The organism is Allokutzneria albata, from assembly GCF_900103775.1.
In the GTDB taxonomy this organism is placed as follows: domain Bacteria; phylum Actinomycetota; class Actinomycetes; order Mycobacteriales; family Pseudonocardiaceae; genus Allokutzneria; species Allokutzneria albata.
On the sequence record NZ_LT629701.1, the window covers coordinates 2308257 to 2323772 of the forward strand.

Genomic DNA, 15516 nt, shown 5'->3' on the forward strand with positions numbered 1-15516 from the left:
GGCCGTGCCTACGGTCGCGCCCATGAATCGACTGAGAGCGACCGCCCTCACCGGTGCCGCCGTGCTGGCGCTGGTGACGGGCGCCTCCACTTCCTCCGCGGTCGCCGCCCCCGAGCAGCCCGGGACGGTGCGCGTCGGCGGCGGCTCCGGCATCGTCTTCGGCAAGGGCAAGCCCGTCCCCGCGCACGGCGCGACCTGGTGCACGATGACCACCATCGGCCACGACAAGTTCGGCGACCTGGTGGGCCTGACCAACGCCCACTGCTTCTACGGCGACGACAACAAGCCGGTGCTTGGCGACAAGATCTACTACAACAAGGCGAAGCCGGGCACGGCCGCGCAGCCCGCCAAGACCTCCGAGACCGACCTGGCGACGGGCGTGATCGGCGAGGTCGTCCACGTCAGCCTCAGCAACCCGGTGGGCAGCCCCACCAACCCGGGCCTGGACTACTCGGTGATCAAGTTCGACAAGTCCAAGGTCGTTCCGACCGCGACCGTCGGCGACATCACCATCGATGGGATCGGCACCCCGCCCACGCCGGCCACCCGCATGTGCAAGCAGGGCCAGACCACCGGGCTCACCTGCGGATTCATGGTGAGCACCAGCGGTCCGTACTTCGCCCACACCATCTGGGAGGGGCCCGGTGACTCCGGTTCCCCGGTGGTGCTGAACAACAAGCTCATCGGCAACCAGTGGGCCGCCGGGCTGAGCACCTCCATGACCGCCATCCTCGCCGACATGAACAAGCGCGGGCAGGCGGGCGCCGGGTTCACCCCGGTCGCTCCCTAGTGCCCCGCGTGCGGCGCGTCCTCACGGGCGCGCCGCACCATCGCGGCGAGCCTGGCACCGAACACGGCGGCGCAGCCCAGGGCCGTCACCACGAGTGTGGCCATGAACGTCGGGTAGAGGTAGAACACCTGCGACCACGCGACATCGCGGCCCCGGTACAGGAAACCGACCACGTGGTGGACGGAGACGACGAGCACGAGTGGAACCAGGAGCACCAGCAACCACAGCACTGATCGCCGCCGCTCGCGCGCGCGACGGACACCGCGGACCGCGAGACCCGCGATCGGCACGGCGAGCAGGAGCAGCACGGCGTCGTTGAAGACGGGCGGGCCGTTCGGTGGCGGAACCGGCCTGCCTTCGAGCAGAGCGATCAACCGCTCGCCGATCGACTGGGCGTCGCGGTACTGGGTCCCGGTGTTCGCCATGACCGCGATGCCGTAACCCGATGCGGGCAGAAGTGCTTGGTACGCGGTCGAAGTCATGAGGTCGCCGCCGTGGTGGATCAGCGGCTGCCCCGACTCCGTCTTGCCGACGAACCACCCCAGGGCGTACGAACTCGACGTCTCGACAGGAATTCGCTGGTTCTGCGCGATCAGCCAGGCAGCCATGTCCCGCGCGGTGCTGAGCACTCCCCCGGAGCCGTTGCCGAAGCCCGGGGTTTCGGGTAACGCGAACGGCATGCCGAGAACCTTCACGTGCCCGCGCGCGCTCGGCGGCAGATCATCCGCGGTGTTGACGCTGCGGCTGTCCTTCATGTCCAGCGGCTCGAAAACGTTGCGGGACAAGTACTCCGCGAACGGCTGTCCGCTGACGACCTCGACAAGGCGAGCCGCCACCTGGAAGTTCGGGTTGTGGTACTCCCACCTGGCACCGGGCGCCGCCGCGAGCACGGAGCCACGCATCGCCGCGACGGCCTCACGCAGGGTGCGCACTTCGGGGCCGCTGAACGACTTGATGGTCGTGTCCGACATGCCCGAGGTCTGGTCGAGCAGCATTCGCACCGTGATCGCTGCGGCCCGGGGGTCGGCCATCACGAACTCGGGCAGGTGGGTCATCACGGGGTCGTCGAGCCGGATGCGGCCGTTCTCCACGAGCGTCAGCACGGCCCGCGCTGTCATGGACTTGCTGACCGACGCCACCGGCAATATCGTGCGGTCGGACACTGCTTCACCCGTTGGTGTGCGGCCGTGTCCCGCGATGTGCACCACCGAGGAGCCGCGGGTGACGGCCACCGCGACGCCCGGCACGGCGGCATCTTCTTTGTATTGCGCGACAAGGGAATCAATCGCCGCAGGCAGGTCCGCGACAGGGGTGACGGCGGCAGCGGCGGCGACGGCCAACGCGGACAGGAATGAACTGAGCACGCTCGAAGTCTGGGCGGGATCGGCTCGCTCCACATCGGACCGTGGTCCGACCCCTGAATATCAGACCGTGGTCTGAGTTCACGGCGATGCGCTCCGCTTACGGTGGTCCCATGCGGAAACTCGTGGCGGCCGATGCGGTCGCGGCCCTCCTGGTCGCGCTGCTGACTGTTTTCCGTGCGCCCCAAGCAGATCCGTTCGCCTGGAGCCTGGCCGTCATGCTCGGCGCACCGCTCGCCGTGCGCCGACGCGCGCCCGTTCCCGTCCTCGTGGTCGTGTCGCTGGCCGCCGCGACCGGCATCGTCGTCGGCTCCGCGACCGAGGCCGCGCTGCTGGCCGTCGTGCTGGCGCTCTACCCGGTCGCAGCGGCCGGGACGAGCGCGCTGTGGTTCGCCGGAGCCGCGACGTGCGTGCTGGGCGCGGGCATCGCGGTGACGACCATCCCGGGTCTGCCGCTCGTCCCGCCGTCTGAAGGCACCGAGTCGTTCAGCACGACCCCGGTCGCCACGCTGCTGTACAGCGCCTTCGCCCTGGCGGGTTCGTGGGCGCTGGGCGCGGTCGTCCGCGGACGCAGGCTCCAGGCGGCCGAGCTCGCCGCCCTGCGCACAGAGCAGGCGGTGACCGAGGAGCGGCTGCGGATCGCCCGCGACATCCACGACGTGGTCGGGCACAACCTCAGCCTGATCGCGATGAAGGCCGCCGTCGCCGCGCACATCACGGCGAGCCATCCCGACGAGAAGGAGGAGGCACTGCGCACCATCGAACAGGTCAGCCGCGCCGCGCTCAGCGACGTCCGAACCGTGCTGGGCGCGATGCGGGACAGCTCCGCCACCGCCGGGCTGGACCAGCTCATCGAGGAAGCGCGGTCCGCCGGTGTCACCGTCACCGCCGAGCACGCCGACCTGTCCGCGGTGCCCGCCGCGGTGCGGACGTCGGCCTACCGCATCGTTCAGGAGGCGCTCACGAACGTGCGGCGACACTGCCGTCCGCCGCGCTGCCGCCTGAGCGCGGTCGTCGAGCCGGACAGTCTGGTCATCACGGTCGTCAACGAGGGAACGACGGCACCCGCGGGTCCACCCGGGCACGGGCTGCTCGGCATGCGCGAACGCGTCGCCCTCCACGGCGGCACCCTGCACGCGGGCGCCGCGCCCGGTGGCACGTTCACGGTCCAGGCCACGCTGCCCTTCGACGGTGAGGCGAAGCCATGATCCGCGTGCTGCTCGCCGACGACGAGCCGTTGTACCGCGCCACCGTGCGGCAGCTCCTGGATGCGGACCCCGGCATGGAGGTGGTGGCCGAGGCGAGCACCGGGCGCGAAGCCTGCGAGCTGGCCGTCAGGCTCCCGGTCGACGTCGCCGTGGTGGACGTCCGCATGCCCGACATGGACGGAATCGCCGCCACCACGAGGATCACCGCGCTCCCCAAGGCGCCGAAGGTCCTCATCCTCACCACGTTCGACCTCGACGAGGCCGTCTACGCGACGCTGCGCGCGGGTGCGAGCGGCTTCCTGCTCAAGGACGTCCCGCCGCCCCGGTTGCTCGACGCCGTCCGGACGGTCGCCACGGGCGAGGCACTGCTGGCGCCGAGCGTCACCCACCGGCTCATCGAGGAGTTCATCCGCGCTCCCGCACCGCGGCGGCTGGACGGGGTCACCCCTCGGGAACGCGAGGTGCTCGCGCTGATCACCCGGGGGCTGTCCAACACCGAGATCGAGCAACGGCTGCACCTGAGCCGCCACACGGTCAAGACGCACATCGGGCACCTCATGGCGAAGCTCGCCGCCCGTGATCGCGCACAACTGGTGATCGCGGGCTACGAAGCCGGGCTCAACGGATCAGGCGACCGCGGAGGATGATCCGGCTCGGACGGGACAGGACCGCCGGGTCCTCGACCGGATCGGCCTCGTACGCGACGAGATCGGCGGGCGCGCCGTCGACGATGCCGGGCAGGCCGAGCCACGACCGAGCGGTCCAGGAACCCGCGCCCACCGCGACCTCCGGGGGCACCCCCGAGCGGATCAGCCACTCGATCTCGCCCGCGACCGTGCCGCACGGCGTGCTGTCCGTCCCCGCCAGCACCACGACCCCGGCTTCGTGCGCGGCGCGGACCGTCGCGGGCATGCCCTCCCAGCCCCCGAGAAGCCAGTCCCGGAAGTCCGGCGGAGCGTTGTCCAGCTTGTCGACGATCTTGGCGAACGTGGTGAACGTCGGCACGAGCGCGGTTCCCTGCGCGGCCATCCGCGGGAGCAGGTCGTGGTCGAGGTACATGCCGTGTTCGAGGCTGTCCGCCCCGGCCAGCACGGCGTTCCGGCATCCCTCCGCGGTCTGGCAGTGCACCGCGACGCGGCCGCCGATCGCGTGCACGGCCTCCACCGCGGCGGTCAACACCTCCAGCGGCACGGCGGGCTCACCGTCCGTCCAGTCACCGATGATCTTGCACCAGCCAGAGGACGCCCGTGCCTCCTCCACCGCCGCGGGCACCAGGTCCGCCTCGGCGATGTCGCGACCGAAACCGGGGTAGAACCGGCCCGGCGTCGCCAGCCACTGCCCGCCAGAACGCAACCGCGGCAGATCCACGTCATCGCGAACCCGGCCCGAGTCCCGGTCGGCCGAGCCCGGCGACCGCACCAGCAGCACGCCCGCGTCGCGGTGCTCGACCATGTGGCGCCGGAACCGCTCCTCGTCGAACTCGTCCCCCGGCTTCTCCGTGCCCGGGTGCGTGTGCACGTCGACGAGCCCCGGCAGCAGCCACACGCCGTCCGCCACCAACTCGCCGTCGTCACCCTCAGTCGCGTTGCGCACCTGATCGCCGTCGATCCGAAGCACCCGCTCCTCGCGCTCCGGCAAGACCACACCCCTGATCGTGAACGCCACGCACTCTCCCCCCTCGTGTCTATGCTGTCGGCACATCTTGCCCCGAGCGGGAGGTTGGGCGTGGGCGTACGTCGGAGCGCGGTGGTAGTGGTCGCGCTGAGCCTGAGCATGGCAACGCCCGCGATCGGGGCCGGGCGACCGACTGGCATCGCGTGTCCGGCGCAGATCACGGTGGCCGCGAAGTGCTTCACGGGCAAGGACTCCAGCGGCGCCTACTACGCGATCGCGGTTCCCGAGATGTGGAACGGGTCGCTGGTGATGCACAGCCACGGCGGGCCTGATCTGACCGTGGGCTCAGATCCGGAGCGCAGCATCGACGACCTCGGGCGCTGGGCGGTGATGGTGCGCGAGGGCTACGCGTGGGCCGGTTCGGCCTACCGCCGCGGTGGCTACGGCGCGCGGATGGCCGCCGAGGACACCGAGAACCTGCGGAAGCTCTTCGTCTCCACCTTCGGCAGACCGCGGACGACGTTCGTGCACGGCCAGTCCTGGGGCGGCAACGTGGCTGCGAAGGTCGCCGAGATCTACCGGGGCTACGACGGCGTGCTGCTCACCAACGGCGTGCTCGCCGGGGGTTCGCGCGGCTACGACTACCGCCTGGACCTGCGCGTGGTCTACCAGTACTACTGCGGGAACCACCCGCGACCGACCGAACCGCAGTATCCACTGTGGATGGGAGTGCGCAAGGACTCCACGCTGACCTCAGCGGGGCTGAGTGCACGGCTCCAGGAGTGCACCGGCTTCGAGTCACGGCCGAGCGAGCGCACTGCCGCACAGCAGCGCAACCTCGACGACATCCTTGCTGTGACACGGATTCCGGAGCGTGCGCTCGAATCGCACCTGCGCTTCGCCACCTTCACGTTCCGGGACATCGTGCACAACCGGCTCGGCGGGCGGAACCCGTTCGACAACCGGACGATCCGCTACACCGGTTCGCACGACGACGCCGCGCTCAACGCCGGGGTCGAGCGCTTCTCCGCAAACCCTTCCGCCGCAAGGGATCGGTCCTTCGACAGCGATCCGACCGGTGCCGTATCGATCCCGACGCTCACGCTGCACGCGATCGACGATCCGACCGCTTTCGTCCAGCACGAGAGCGCCTACCGCGCGAGCCGTCAGGGCGCTGGGACCGCCGACAAGCTCGTGCAGACCTTCACCACGGAGCGAGACCACAGCGGCCTCAGCAACTCCGAGTACGCCGCCGCGATCTCGGCGCTGGCGCAGTGGGTTCGCACCGGCAGCAAGCCCACCGCCGCCGGGATCGCGGACGCCTGCCCGGCGTTCGACGCCACTTACGGCACCGGCTGCTTCTACGATTCCGGCTACGTTCCGGCCGACTACGCGATGAGGGTGTACCCGCGCCCGGGTGGCACGCACTGGCCCGCTCTGTCCGCTGCACGCGAGTGGGTTCTGCGTCATGTGCCCGGGGTGGGTATTGACGCGTAGCTTTCGGGGTTGGCTGGGCTTCTTGTTAGGGGTCTCCGGTTCCGGCGTGGGGTCGCTGGTTCCGGCGGGGGGTGGCTGGTTCCGGCGTGGGGTCGGCTGTTTCCCAGCGGGGGGTGGCTGGTTTCGGCGTGGGGTCGGCTGTTTCCCAGCGGGGGGTGGCTGGTTCCGGCGGGGGCTGGCTGTTTCCAGCGGGGTGTGGCTGGTTCCGGCGTGGGGTCGGCTTGACCTGGGGCCCCTTGCGCGTGCCCGTGGGCCTTACGGGGCACGGGATGAAACTCCGGCCCTCGCGGGAAGCGTATGGCACGCGCACCCCAGGTAAAGCCTCGGCTGGGTTCCCGGCTTCCGTTTGCTGGGACCTGCGTTAGGGCTGGAACCGTTGGGCGATAAGGGAAAGTTCACTCCGTAGAGCCATGATCCACTATTTGCAGACGCTAAAATAGGAGTATGGCCCCTGCCGATATCGAAGACGAACTCGTCGCCGCCTACGCCGCCATCGGTAAGGCTGTCGCGGACTTCGCCTCAACCCTGATGAAGCTCTATGACGACCTCGACCCGCAAGTGCAGCAGTACGCCGGGGATGTCCTGATGCCGCTGCTGCGTGTCTCCCAGGTCAAGGGCAACAAGCTCATCGACCGCGCCATGTCGCTGGTAGAGCACCCGGCGGTGTTGGAAGCGTTGTCGGAGGGGCGGATCGACGAGGGCAAGGCGTTGATGATCATCGATCAGGTCAGTGTCCTCGACGCCGCCAACCAGGCCATCGCCGAACCCGTGTTGATCGCGCATGCGGCATCGCACAACTACACCGCGAGCCAACGCTATGCCCGGCGCTATGTCCTCAAGCTGGATGCCGAGGCGGCGTTGCGGCGTCATGAGGAGAAGCGCAAGCAGCGGTTGGTGGAGAAGTTCAACCTCGACGACGGCATGTGCTCCCTGCGCGTCGTTTTGCCTGCCCTCGACGCGGCCTTGGCCTTCGATCGGATCGACCGCATCGCGCGGGCACTGCCGAAGGATGACCGAACGCTGGACCAGAAACGATCCGACGTGGCCGCGGATCTGTTGATGGGCAGGGAAACACCCGCCCCGCAGGGTGAGGTGTGCGTCAACCTGACCATGCCGATCACGAACATCCTGGGCTTGACTACGGACCCGGTGATGCTCACCGGGTACGGGCCGCTGCCCGCCCCGATCGTGGCCGATGTCGCGGCGAACGGGATCTGGAAGCGCATCCTGACCGACCCGGTGACCGGGATGGCGGAGCACATCACCACCTACCGGCCCACCCCGGCGCAACGGGAACTCATCAACGCGCGGTATCCGACGTGCACGATGGTCGGCTGCAACCAACCGGCGCACCGCTGCGACCTGGATCATTGTTGCCCGTTCGACGGGACCAACACCACGGTGCAGAATCTGCGGCCCAAGTGCCGCCACCACCACCGGATGAAGACCCACTCCAACTGGTCCTGCGAGAACCGCCCCGATGGGACGCATGTGTGGACGACGCCGAGTGGCAAGGTGATCGAGACCGAACTCGAACCCATCGCCGAACCCGCACCCTTCTAGGGGCGTTCCACGAAGTCGGCGATCTGGTCGACGAGCACCTGTGGCGCGTCGAGCTGCACGAACGTCCTGGAGCCCGGGACCTCGACGAACTCCGCGTCGTGGAAGGCTCCTTGCAGGCGCCGGCCGAGGGCGGGGGTGAACGCGCGATCGGCGGTCCCCCACACGATCCGGACCCGGCCCCGGTAGTTCTTCAGCCGGGTCGACACGTCCAGCAGGTCGCGCGGATCAACGGCTCGGAGGAAGCGAACGGCATCGTCACGGACATCGGGCCGGGTGAGCGCGGGCTCGATCAAGGACCGGCTCAGGTCGGCGTCGAGGTTGCGCGAGAGCAGCCCGAAGCCCAGCGGCGAATGGCGCAACACGCGACTGCGCATCGGGAGCAGGCTGGCCTTCATCCGGTGCTTGCCCTTGAGCAACCGGAACATGACGCTGAACGGGAAAGGCGGGAACTTGTCGAAGGCGTCGCAGTTGGTCAGCACCACGCCGCCGACCCGGCTCGCGTCGGTGTCGAGGACGAACTGGACGAGCGCCCCGCCGGTGTCGTTGCCGACCAGCACGACGTCGCGCAGGTCCAGCGCGTCGAGGAAGACCAGGATGCGCCGGGCGACGCCGCGTGGCGACTGGTCGGCGTCGGGATCGAGCGGCACGCTGTGCGCACCGAGCGGCCAATCCGGCGCGTACGACCGGACACCTCGTTCGGCGAGGAGATCGGCCACACGGGACCACACCGCGCCGTTGGCGAGGAAGGCGTGTACGAACACCACGGGAGGGGCGGCGGAACGCTCGGGTCCGGCGGCGCGGTACCTGAGGGCACCGCCGGGGAGGTCGATCATCTGCATGCGACTCCTTTGTCGGCAGCAAGTTACATACAACCTGCACGCAACTTTCGGACGGACTGTATGAAAGCGTCACGCCGGACACAAGCGGACCGGACGGCGGCGACCCGCGCCGCGTTGATCTCGGCGGGCCGGAAGCTCTTCGCCGAGCACGGGTTCGCGGGCGTCGGCACCGAGACCCTGGTACGCGAGGCCGGGGTCAGCCGGGGCGCGCTCTACCACCAGTTCGGCGACAAGACCGAGCTGTTCGCCGAGGTCCTGGCGGATGTCGAGGACACGGTCACGCAGCGCCTGGTCGCGGCGATGCCGACCGGCGGCGACGACCTGGTCGCGGTGATGACGGGCGCGCTGACAGCGTGGCTGGAGGCCTGCGAGGACCCGGCGGTGCGGCAGATCGTGCTGCTGGACGGCCCTTCCGTGCTCGGCTGGGCGCGGTGGCGGGCGATCTGCCAGCCGCACATCCTCGGGCTGATCCAGTCCGTGCTCGCGCAGGCCGCCGAGGACGGAGTGCTGCCATCGCTGCCGGTCAGGCCCTTGGCGCACATCCTGCTCGCCGTCGCCGACGAGGCCGCGCTCTACGTGAACGCCGCCGAGGACCAGGCCGTCGCGCAGGAGGAGATCACGCAGATCGTCGGCGTCCTGGTACGGGGCCTCGTCGTGTCCTAGGAAAAGGGGGCGGCCGTCATGTCGGACGCGCGGCGTGCACCTTCGCGACGAACTCCGTCATGGCGGCCATCGGATGGGTTGCCCTCGCCGCCGCGCCAGGCCGCGCGAGGGCTCCCTCGACGGCCTTCACCAAAGCCTCCCTGGCGACCTCGAAGCTGTGGTGCTGCTCGATCCACGCCCGCGACTCCGCGCGCACGCGCGCATCAGGAGCGCCGAGCACGCGGATCACTTCGTCGGCGAGGAGAGCCGGACGCGCGTCCGGCACTTCGAAGGTCCCAGGCGCGGTGAAGAGGTCCACACCGCCACCTGCCGGGTAGCCCACGACGTGGCACCCGCTCGCCAGCGCCTCCGCCACCGGCAGGCCGAAGCTCTCGAACGCGCCCAGGGCGACGAACACCGAGGTCTCGCCCAGCACCTGGGCCACCTCGCGCTCCGGCACCCCGGCCAGCTTCCGCACGGAGACTCTGGGATCGTTGCGCAGCAGGCGTTTCAGCAACGACATCTCCTGCCGGCGCTTGCGCGGCATCAGCGCGACCGTCCACTCGCGACGGTCACCGGGGCGGAACAGCTCCGTGTCGACCGAGTTCGGCACCAGAGCCACGGGCAGCCCCGGGACTATCCGGCTCAACACCTCCGCGCTCTCCAGCGACACCGCCCACACCGACGGCGCCGGGTCCCAGCCCGGGTAATCCGAGTCCGATTCCCAGGTGGTGAACATGTGGAAGTGGTTCTGGTTGAAGATCACCTTGCGCGCGCCGGGCGCCGGGTCGATGCCGGGCATGATGCCCACCTCGGGCAGCACCAGCAGGTCGTCGGCGGCCAGGTCGACCTCGGCGCCGGCGACCGCCGGCCCGTCGTAGTCGAAGAACGGGAAGCGGTAGCCGGGCGTCTGGAACCACAGCGCGGCCTCGTATCCCGACCGGGCCAGCAGCTCGACGTGCCTCGCCAGCACCCGGACGCCGCCCACCGGGACCGTGATCTCCGGTGCCGCGTAGATGATCCGCATGATCAAATGCTAGCGACCGCACCGGCGCACGACCGCCGCGCTGCGCGCTTTCTTGTCGGTTTCGCTGATCGAGGTGCTGTCGGGGATGTCGTTTCACGCCGCCGGGATGGACCGGGTTTTCTGGGAGGTCTCGGCGTCATCCGTGATGACCCGCCCGTACATCGGGTTGTTCGTCCGCTTCGCGGGCCGGTCGCCGGGGGTGGATCGGTTCCGTCGGCACGTCACTGAGCGCTTGGCAGGTGTCCCGGCGCTCGCGGTCGAGCTGGATGTGCAGAGCTGGCGCTGGAAACCGGTCGGATCGGTGGATCTCGTCGAGCACGTGAGGTCGCGGACGGCGCCGGGTGGACTCGACGCGGCGGTGCAGGACTTGCTGCGCGAGTCGTTGCCGGAGTCGGGGCCGCTGTGGCGGATGTGGTTGGTGGCCGACTACGCCGCTGACGAGTTCGCTGTGCTGCTACGGGTGCACCACGCACTGATGGATGCGGGCGCGATGCTGCGCGCGATGGAGGTGTTGTTCACCGAGCGGACACCGACTGCGGCGGAGTCCTCGGCGACCTATCACGGGTTTGCGGGCGCGCGGCCTCCCGGCGCGCGAGAGCGCGTCGAGGCGGCGATGATGGCTGCATCGGTCGCCCGGGCGAGCAAGGCGTGGGTACGCCCGGCACAACGCTCCTCTGAGCGGTCCTTCCAGTGGGCGGCGGTGCCTCGTGACCGCGTGCGGGAGTTGGCCCGTCGACACGGGGCGTCCACGAACGACGTTTTCCTGGCCGGACTCGCGCTGGCGCTTTCCCAATGGTCAGCCGCACACGGCGGAAGCGTGCACGACAGTGATTCTGTGCCGTTCGTGGTTCCGGCCGGTGTTCGAGCCACAGAGGAAGCGGATGAGCCCGGCAACCGGACCGCGTTCACCGGCGTCGCGGTGCCGGGCCGCGGGGATACCGCCGCGCACCGGTTACCCGGCACCACCCTCGCCACCAAGCTGCTGAAGTCGGCCCCGCACCGGCTGGCGCTGCGCCACAACCTCGACTGGATTCCCGGAGGAATCCTGCGTCTCGGACAGTCGATCGCCTCGCAACCGGAGCGGGTGACGCCGGTGGCATCCCATGTCGTGTTGCGCCATGAGCTGAGTTTCGACGGCGTCCCGGCCACGTACGTGCAGCCGGTGATGTTCTGCCTGGACCGGTTCCCGCTGGCGGTGCTGTGCCTGACCTACCGCGGGACGATGACGGCCTGCTTCACCACCGACCCCGCCCTGCCGGGTCTGGAGCACGTGCACCAGCGATGGCAGCAGGCCCTTGGGGTGTAAGCCAAGGCGATCTGCGTCGCTTGTCCTTCTTTAGGGGTCGTCGGCGGCCGGGTGCTCGACCGGGGCGCCGAGGGCGCAGCAAGATCATCCCAGGGCCGTGTCCTGGCGCCCGGGAAGGATGGCAGCACATCGATGGGTACAACGCGACGAACGCTGCTGGGTGGGGCGCTGACGGCGCCGTTCCTGGCTCATTTCACCGCAACCGCGGTCAGTGCCACCCCGAACGAGAAGTGGGGCTCGGTCTCCGACGCGTGGGTCGAGATCCGGTGGACCCGGCACGCGCAGGCGCAGCTGGACCGCTTCCAGGCCACCGTGGCGGCGGTCGCGCCGGCCAAGCTGGTCAAGGACGCCGACGGGATCGCCATGCGGTTCCCGGTGCGGACGGCGACGGGTGACCCCTCTCTGGCGAGGCTCGCGCAGGCGCAGGGCAGCGGTCGCCTCGACGGCGGCGTGATCGTGCGGGCGCCCAGCGGGGAAGCTCGGGTGGTCAACCTGGAGAGCGTGCTGACCGACGGGATGATCTCCGGCAAGTGCACGGTCAACGGCATCGAGGGCGGCGCACAGTCGGTGTGCCGCTGCGACCTGGCCAAGGGCCGTCTCGTGGCGGCACCCGTGCCACCGGGCCAGCCGATGAAGATCCGGATCACCGGTGTTCCGGTGCGCCCGACCGAGCAGTCGCTCAAGGCCTTCACCGAGGCGCTGGGCGCGCCCCCCTTCACCGTCGACACGGTCATGGGCCACCTCACCGCCGAGGGCACGTACACACCGCCGAAGCCCTGACGCACCAACGGAACCGGCCGGGATCAACCGCTCCCGGCCGGTTCCGGCACGCCCGGGCTGTCGCTGCCGAAGCGGCGTTGCCTGCCCGCGTAGTCGGCGAGCGCGGCCAGCAGGTGCCGGTGGCCGAAGTCGGGCCAGGGCGCGGGCTCGAACACCAGCTCGGCGTAGGCCAGGTGCCAGGGCAGGAAGTTGCTGATGCGCTGCTCACCCGAGGTGCGGATCAGCAGGTCGACCTGCGGCAGATCAGGCGCGCAGCAGTTCCTGGCGATGTCGGCGGGTCCGATGTCCTCGGGCCGGATCGTCCCGGCGACCGCCTCGGCCGCGAGCGCGCGGGCGGCGGAGACCAGCTCGTCGTGGCCGCCGTAGTCGGCGAAGACGTTCAGCGTCAGCACGGTGTTGTTCGAGGTCAGGTTCTCCACGATCGCCAACGCCGATGCCACCGACTCGTCCAGCCGATCGCGGTGCCCGCACCACCGCACCCGCACACCGCGCTCGTGCAGCCATTCCGTGGCCCGCGTGATCCCCTCGCTCGCCGTGTCGAACAGGCGGGCCAGTTCCTCCGGGGAACGACTCCAGTTCTCGGTGGAGAAGCCGAAGACGCTCAGGTGGGCGATGCCGAGCCGGAGCGCCGACACGATCAACCGCAACGCCGACCGCATTCCCGCGCTGTGGCCCTGGGGAGCGGGCAGACCGCGTTGAGCGGCCCACCGCCGGTTTCCGTCCATGATCACCGCGACGTGGGCGGGCACCTCCAGGCCACCCGGCGGTTCCCGGCGCGGGCGCAGGGCGGCCTCGCGCAACGCCTCCGAGTCCACGCCCTCGGCCAGCACACGGGCCCCGAGGCGCTCGACCTCGCGCCAGTGGAACTCCGCGCCCAGGACCACCGCGTGCACGAACGGCTGGCAGGACACGTCCACCATCCCGGCCACCGGGGTCACCTGCTCCAGCAGGTTCCGGGCACGGGCGGCCTGGATCCCGATCAGCTCGTCCAGGGCGTCGCGCGGCTCACCGCGCTGGATGTCGCCCAGGTCCAAGCCGAGCCGTTCCAGGTCCTCGCGCGGTAGGTAGCAACGGCCCGCGGCGAGGTCGACCGGGAAGTCCTGCGCGATGTCCGCCAGCTGGCACAGCTCGCCCAGCAGCGACATCAACCGGGTCGCCTCCCGATGATCGGGGCGCAACAAAGGGGTCACCAGCTCGGCGATCGTTCCCGCGACACCTCGCAGGAAGCGCCGCTGGTCCGCGAACGTCGCGAACGCGGGCGGGGCCGCGCAGTCGGCCCGCGTGGCCTCCAGGAACTCCTCCACGATCTGCACGTCGAGATCCCACTCGCGCACCGTGTGCACGAGCGCCCGCCGCAACGGATGCTCACTGCGGCCTGCGCGGGCCTCCGCCAGCGAGTCCGTGCACCACTGCGCCAGAACCCGTTCCCGGTCGGCGGGTTCGCCCTCGTCGGCGACGCCGTCGGTCCACACCGCGAACCCGCCCACGGCGCAGAAGTGCGGCCTCACCTCTGCGGGCAGCAACTCGGTCGCAGCCCACAAAGGCCCGAGACGGCCCTTGCTGACGCGCTCGCACAAGTCATAGGACTCACGCAACTCCGGCGTGATGATGCCCGACACCCCGAACCCCGCTCCGTTCAGATATCGCCGAAACCCGGTGCGGCACACCGTATCGGCGGCCCCCCGTCATCAGGTTCAGCGATGACAGGTGGAGTCAGCGCGCGGTGGTTCCGGCCCGCTGCCGAAGGGCCTCGTCGGCGGCGTTGAGCGCGAGCCGGACCGCGCCGAGGACCACGGCTTCCTGGCCGACGGCCGACGCGGCGAGCTCGGGCGTGCGCAGGCAGGCGCTGTCCATGTGCCGCTTGATCCGGGGCAGCAGCAGATCGGCCGCGCCGCCGAGGCCGCCACCGACGACGATCAGCTCCGGGTCGATGGTCAGCGTCATCGCGACCGCGTGCTGCGCCAGCACCTCGCAGAAGTCGTCGATGATCCGCACGGCCTCCCGCGCCCCGGCGCGCGCGTCGCCGATGATCTGCTCGGTGAGCTGGTGGTCGCGGTCGGCGATGGACTCCTGGGTGGCCGGACCGAGCAGCTTCTCCCGGCGCAGCTCCCACTTCCTCGGGTCCAGCAGGCCGATCTCCCCCGCCGCTCCGCCGAAACCGCGGTGCACCCGGCCGCCGAGGATCAGCCCGGCGCCCATCCGGCGCCCGACCAGCAGGTAGATCAGGTCGGAGACGTCCCCGGCGACGCCGTGCCAGCGCTCGGCCAGCGCGGCGGCGTTCGCGTCGTTGTCCACGAACACCTTGCAGGACAACGACTTCTCCAGCCTGCGGGCGAGCTGGATGCCGTTCCAGCCGGGCAGGACGGTGGACAGCGTCACGGTGCCGTCCGGCGCGACGATGCCGGGCACGCTGACCCCGGCGGCCATCAGCAGCGAGCGGTCGACCTTGCCGCGGGCGAGGCACTTCGTGGCGACGGAGCGCACGACGGCGATCCGCTTGTCGGCGTCCAGCTGCGGGTCCACCTGGGTCTCGTGGCTGTGCACCTGCTGGCCGTTGAGGTCGGCCAGCACGCCGATCACCCGGTGCCTGCCGACGTCGAAGCCCAGCACGTAGCCGCTGTCGGCGCGGAAGTGGTACCGGCGCGCGGGCCGCCCGACCCGCCTGCCGGGCTCGGCGGCCAGCTCGGCGGCCCAGCCCTGCTCGATCAGGTCCTCGATGGCGGCCTCGACGGTGGGCCGGGACAGGCCGGTGGCCGCGGCGAGGTCGGCCAGGGTCGCCGGGCTGCTCGCGCGCAGCTCCGACAGCACCGCGACCGAGTTGATCACTCGCAGCAGCGAGGGGCTCCCGCTCATCCGGTTTTCCTTGACCAGCGCACGGAGCGAATGGTA

The 15516-nt window shown here is 70.3% G+C and carries 14 protein-coding genes; 8 read left to right on the forward strand and 6 right to left on the reverse strand.

Annotated features, from left to right (window positions below; all coding sequences use genetic code 11):
- Nucleotides 1-22 precede the first annotated feature (22 nt).
- The gene (locus BLT28_RS10465; protein WP_030433730.1) at nt 23-790 is read left to right on the forward strand and encodes a trypsin-like peptidase domain-containing protein; all 768 of its coding nucleotides are present in this window, start codon (nt 23-25) and stop codon (nt 788-790) included.
- Here the strand turns inward: BLT28_RS10465 and BLT28_RS10470 are convergent.
- The gene (locus tag BLT28_RS10470; protein WP_081900862.1) at nt 787-2154 is read right to left on the reverse strand and encodes a serine hydrolase domain-containing protein; all 1368 of its coding nucleotides are present in this window, start codon (nt 2152-2154) and stop codon (nt 787-789) included. The two genes, BLT28_RS10465 and BLT28_RS10470, sit on opposite strands and share 4 nt — an antisense overlap.
- A gap of 110 nt (nt 2155-2264) precedes the next feature.
- Here BLT28_RS10470 and BLT28_RS10475 point away from each other — a divergent pair, with 110 nt between their 5' ends.
- Together BLT28_RS10475 and BLT28_RS10480 are read left to right on the forward strand one after the other, a co-directional pair.
- Complete coding sequence (locus BLT28_RS10475) at nt 2265-3359, forward strand: sensor histidine kinase (RefSeq protein ID WP_052408257.1); 1095 nt, start codon at nt 2265-2267, stop codon at nt 3357-3359.
- On the forward strand, nt 3356-4006 hold the full coding sequence (locus BLT28_RS10480) for a response regulator (protein WP_030433733.1): 651 nt from the start codon (nt 3356-3358) through the stop codon (nt 4004-4006). Before BLT28_RS10475 ends, BLT28_RS10480 begins: the two co-directional genes overlap by 4 nt.
- On the opposite strand, the gene BLT28_RS10485 is transcribed toward BLT28_RS10480, so the two are convergent.
- Entirely contained in the window at nt 3978-5024 is a 1047-nt protein-coding gene (locus BLT28_RS10485) for an amidohydrolase family protein (RefSeq protein ID WP_172806508.1), read from the reverse strand. The two genes, BLT28_RS10480 and BLT28_RS10485, sit on opposite strands and share 29 nt — an antisense overlap.
- Nucleotides 5025-5084: 60 nt before the next feature.
- On the opposite strand from BLT28_RS10485, the gene BLT28_RS10490 reads away from it, so the two are divergent.
- The gene (locus tag BLT28_RS10490) at nt 5085-6470 is read left to right on the forward strand and encodes a hypothetical protein (RefSeq protein ID WP_197684009.1); all 1386 of its coding nucleotides are present in this window, start codon (nt 5085-5087) and stop codon (nt 6468-6470) included.
- A gap of 444 nt (nt 6471-6914) precedes the next feature.
- Nucleotides 6915-8033 carry an HNH endonuclease signature motif containing protein gene (locus BLT28_RS10495; protein ID WP_083383710.1) on the forward strand — a complete coding sequence of 373 codons (1119 nt, stop codon included), beginning with the start codon at nt 6915-6917 and terminating at the stop codon, nt 8031-8033.
- Here the strand turns inward: BLT28_RS10495 and BLT28_RS10500 are convergent.
- Entirely contained in the window at nt 8030-8872 is an 843-nt protein-coding gene (locus tag BLT28_RS10500) for an alpha/beta fold hydrolase (protein WP_030433796.1), read from the reverse strand. The genes BLT28_RS10495 and BLT28_RS10500 overlap by 4 nt on opposite strands.
- Nucleotides 8873-8932: 60 nt before the next feature.
- On the opposite strand from BLT28_RS10500, the gene BLT28_RS10505 reads away from it, so the two are divergent.
- Entirely contained in the window at nt 8933-9535 is a 603-nt protein-coding gene (locus BLT28_RS10505) for a TetR/AcrR family transcriptional regulator (RefSeq protein WP_030433795.1), read from the forward strand.
- A gap of 16 nt (nt 9536-9551) precedes the next feature.
- On the opposite strand, the gene BLT28_RS10510 is transcribed toward BLT28_RS10505, so the two are convergent.
- Nucleotides 9552-10541, reverse strand: a complete 990-nt coding sequence (locus BLT28_RS10510) for a glycosyltransferase (RefSeq protein ID WP_083383711.1) — start codon at nt 10539-10541, stop codon at nt 9552-9554.
- A gap of 85 nt (nt 10542-10626) precedes the next feature.
- Here BLT28_RS10510 and BLT28_RS10515 point away from each other — a divergent pair, with 85 nt between their 5' ends.
- Complete coding sequence (locus BLT28_RS10515; RefSeq protein WP_156051896.1) at nt 10627-11847, forward strand: wax ester/triacylglycerol synthase domain-containing protein; 1221 nt, start codon at nt 10627-10629, stop codon at nt 11845-11847.
- Nucleotides 11848-11979: 132 nt separating this feature from the next.
- Nucleotides 11980-12627, forward strand: coding sequence for a hypothetical protein (locus BLT28_RS10520; protein ID WP_030433792.1), 648 nt, complete (start codon nt 11980-11982; stop codon nt 12625-12627).
- Nucleotides 12628-12650: 23 nt separating this feature from the next.
- On the opposite strand, the gene uppS is transcribed toward BLT28_RS10520, so the two are convergent.
- Nucleotides 12651-14246, reverse strand: a complete 1596-nt coding sequence (gene uppS, locus BLT28_RS10525) for a polyprenyl diphosphate synthase (protein ID WP_043814422.1) — start codon at nt 14244-14246, stop codon at nt 12651-12653.
- 94 nt (nt 14247-14340) lie between these two features.
- Nucleotides 14341-15480 (reverse strand): ROK family protein, encoded by a 1140-nt coding sequence (locus BLT28_RS10530; protein ID WP_030433790.1) that lies wholly within the window; start codon nt 15478-15480, stop codon nt 14341-14343.
- Nucleotides 15481-15516: the final 36 nt, after the last annotated feature.